Here is a 3762-nt window from a genome sequence, read left to right on the forward strand (position 1 = left end):
TAGCGCATCCCTTTCCTATGTCTTATATGCTTGGTTCTGGTCGTAGTGAATTGTTATTGGGGATCAATGGGTGCATGCTCAAATAAATATGAGCACGCTGTGGAATGATAATGAAAGCCTTTTTGTTTTTTTACGGGTTTTATAAGAATTGAGAGAGAGAAGAATAATACAAGGTGCCCATCATGGGTAAATTGTTACGGGGCTGTGCTTATTCTTTTTCTTGTTCGCCCAGGCACCTTTCATTTGTTAAGATTTTTTACAGAAAGCCCAATAATTTTTTATTTTCAGGTTTTTCCAAAAAAATGGCTAGTCCAGCAATGCTCGAAGATTGGCAATGCTGGCTTCCGCCACTGCCGTTTCCTTTGCTTCGTCTTTAATCATGCCGATGCCCAGAAAGTCGATATCGTCCTGGGGCATTTCGTCCACGAAGCGGCTGGCGGTGGTGTCAATTTTTTCGCCGTACTGTTTGCGGGTCAGCGCCTGGGTCATGGCCAGGGTTTCCCGGGCGCGGGTGATGCCCACGTACATGAGGCGGCGTTCCTCGACGATGTTGTCTTCCTCGATGCTGGTGCGGTGGGGGAGGAATTCTTCTTCCACGCCCATCATGTAGACGTGGGGGAATTCCAGCCCCTTGGAAGCGTGCAGGGTCATCAGTTGTACCCGGTCGGAGTCGTCCTCTTCCTGTTGTTGTTCGAGCATATCCAGCAACACCAGTTTTTTGATCACCGCCTCCAGGTCGCTGGCGCCGTCTTCTTCGTCTTCCTGTTTTTCCAGCATGCGTTCGATGCTGCGCACCAGCTGCCAGATATTCTCGATATTTTTTTCGCCGATGCGCGGGCTCGAGGCGTTCTGCATCAGCCAGCCTTCATAATCCATGTCGGAGATCAGTTCGGTCACTGCCTGCAGGCTGTTGTGGCCGAAACAGAACTGGCGCTTGGCATCCAGCCAGGCTTTGAACTTCTGCAGCTTCTCGGCGGCCTTGGGATTCATGACTTCGCTGAGGGCAATATCGTCACAGACATGGTAGAGGCCCTGTTCGCGTTTCAGGGCCCAGGTGGCGAGTTTTTCCAGGGTGGCGGGGCCGATCTCCCGGCGCGGGGTGTTGATGATGCGCAGGAAGGCGTTGTCGTCGTCCGGGTTCACCAGCAGGCGCAGGTAGCACATCAGATCCTTGATCTCGCTGCGCGAAAAGAAACTTTTTCCGCCGGACACCTTGTAGGGAATCGACAGGCTCTGCAGTTTCATTTCCAGAATCCGTGACTGGAAATTACCTCGATACAACACCGCAAAGTCTTTCCATTTCAGGCCCTGTTGCAGGCGGCGGTGAAAGATGTCGCTGGCGATCCATTCGGTTTCCGCTTCTTCATCGCGTAGGGCAGAAAAACGAATCGGCTCGCCATAGCCATAGTCGGACCACAGGCTCTTTTCAAATTCGTGGGGGTTGTTGGCGATGACGGTGTTGGCGGCTTTCAGGATGCGTCCGGTGGAACGGTAATTCTGCTCCAGCTTCACCACTTTCAGGGTGGGCCAGTCCTGCTGCAGCTGCGCCAGATTTTCCGGGCGGGCACCGCGCCAGGCGTAGATGGACTGATCATCATCGCCCACCACGGTGAACTTGCCTTCCGGCAGGGTGAGCATTTTCACCATTTCGTACTGGGCGCCGTTGGTGTCCTGATATTCGTCCACCAGCAGGTACTGGATGCGGTTGCGCCACTTTTCCAGAATGCGCGGCTGCTCGCGGAACATGCGCGCCGGCATCAGGATCAGGTCATCGAAATCGACGGCATTACACACCCGCAGCATGCGGTCATAGCCACCGTAGGCCATGGCGGCACGCAGAGCTTCGTCGGTGTCGGCGGTGCTTACCGCTTCTTCCGGCAGCACCAGGGCGTTCTTCCAGTCAGAAATGCGCTTGTGGATCACGTCCACCGCGTCCAGGTCCCGTTCCGATTCCCCCTGGCGCAGGATTTCCTTGAGGATCTCCTTGCTGTCGGCGCCGTCGAGAATGGAAAAGCCGTTACGCAGGCCGCAGGCTTTCAGTTCCGACTTGAGAATGCGCAGGCCCAGATTGTGGAAGGTGGAGACGATCAGCCCCCGGGTCAGGTCCCGGCTGACCAGCGACTGCACCCGCTCCTTCATTTCCCGGGCGGCCTTGTTGGTGAAGGTCACCGCGGCGATATGCCGGGCCGACATGCCCCTTTCCTGGATCAGCCAGGCGATCTTGCGGGTGATCACGCTGGTCTTCCCGGAACCCGCCCCGGCCAGAACCAGCAACGGGCCATCGCCATAGTGCACGGCTTCCTGCTGGCGGGGGTTGAGCTTACTCATAGGGCTCCGGAAAAGCTGGGGGGTGAAATCGGGCCGCTATGATACCAGCGATGGCCCTGCACTCCAGACACCTTATGTCGGTTATCATGGCGGTTTTCCCGTTAACGGTTTTGCCCATGCGTCTGGACTATTTTCTCGCCCACAGTGCCGGCCTGACTCGTAAGGAGGCCAAGCAACTGATCAGCCGCGGTGCAGTCACCGTGGAGGGTGAAGCGCGTCCGAAAGCCAACCTGCAACTGCGGGACGGCCAGGGCGTCTGGCTGCATGGTGAACCGGTGCAATTGACGGGCCACCGTTATCTGATGCTGCACAAGCCGGTGGGGGTGGTGTGTTCCACGGATGATCCGGAGCATCGCACCGTACTGGACCTGCTACCTGTGGCGCTGCGCCAGGACCTGCACCCGGCCGGCCGTCTGGACCGGGACACCACCGGCCTGGTGCTGTTGACCACGGATGGTCAATGGTCCCACCGGCTCACCTCACCGAATCACCATTGCGACAAACGTTACCGTGTGACCTGCGCGGACCCGGTCAGCGACGAAGACTTGCAGGCCTTGCGCGACGGCATTCTGCTGCGCGGTGAAGCGTCTCCCACCTTGCCGGCAGATGCGGAACGGGTCGATACGGACCAGTTGCTGCTGACTATCCGGGAAGGGCGTTATCATCAGGTAAAACGGATGCTGGCGGCGCGGGGCAACAAGGTGGTGGCCCTGCATCGGGAGCAGATCGGCCAGATCGCGCTGGATGCGGCACTGGCTCCCGGTGAATACCGGCCCTTGAGCGAGAAAGAAATTCACAGTCTTTAAGGGTTTCTGTAGGAGCCCCGCTTGAGGGGCGAACCACGCGTCAGCGTGAAAATCGTCCGTAAGGAAATCAGGAGTTCGAGGCCTCTCCAGTGTGATTCGGAAGTGCCGCGCCGCCTGTTTCCTCGCCAAGGCTCGGATTCGCCTCTGCAAGAGGGATTATTCGCTTCGATCACCCTTAGGGGTCGCACGGAACTACGTGCGTTACTGCGCTACGTTCCGTTCCTACAGCAATCTGAAAAGGGAGGGAAATCATGACCTCACGACACTTCGACTCTGTGACGATAGAGACCGTACAAGGCGACATCGCCAACCAGCCGGACCTGGATGCCATCGTCAACGCGGCCAACGCCGAGTTGCGGATTGGCGGCGGAGTGGCCGGGGCGATTCACCGGGCTGCCGGGCCGGGGCTGGAGCAGGAATGTATCCCTATGGGCCCCATTCGTCCGGGCGAGGCGGTGATCTCCAGCGGTCACAGCCTGCCCAACGCTCATGTGATTCATTGTCTCGGCCCGGTGTCTGGACGCGATAAACCGTCGGATCAGTTGCTGCACTCCTGTTAACCGGAGGCCCTGCAGTTGGCGGCGGGGAACGGTGTTGCCCGCCTTGGTTTTCCGGCGCTTTCGTCCTG

General features: G+C 58.0%; 3 protein-coding genes. 2 read left to right on the forward strand and 1 reads right to left on the reverse strand.

The window, feature by feature from the left end:
• Positions 1-306: 306 nt before the first annotated feature.
• The gene (gene rep, locus ACFE0K_RS16280; RefSeq protein WP_434537063.1) at positions 307-2328 is read right to left on the reverse strand and encodes a DNA helicase Rep; all 2022 of its coding nucleotides are present in this window, start codon (positions 2326-2328) and stop codon (positions 307-309) included.
• Between the two features lie 116 nt (positions 2329-2444).
• On the opposite strand from rep, the gene ACFE0K_RS16285 reads away from it, so the two are divergent.
• Complete coding sequence (locus tag ACFE0K_RS16285; protein WP_434537064.1) at positions 2445-3134, forward strand: pseudouridine synthase; 690 nt, start codon at positions 2445-2447, stop codon at positions 3132-3134.
• Between the two features lie 251 nt (positions 3135-3385).
• Positions 3386-3694 (forward strand): macro domain-containing protein, encoded by a 309-nt coding sequence (locus ACFE0K_RS16290; RefSeq protein WP_434537065.1) that lies wholly within the window; start codon positions 3386-3388, stop codon positions 3692-3694.
• Positions 3695-3762 lie beyond the last annotated feature (68 nt).

The organism is Alcanivorax sp., from assembly GCF_051117345.1.
Classification (GTDB): domain Bacteria; phylum Pseudomonadota; class Gammaproteobacteria; order Pseudomonadales; family Alcanivoracaceae; genus Alcanivorax.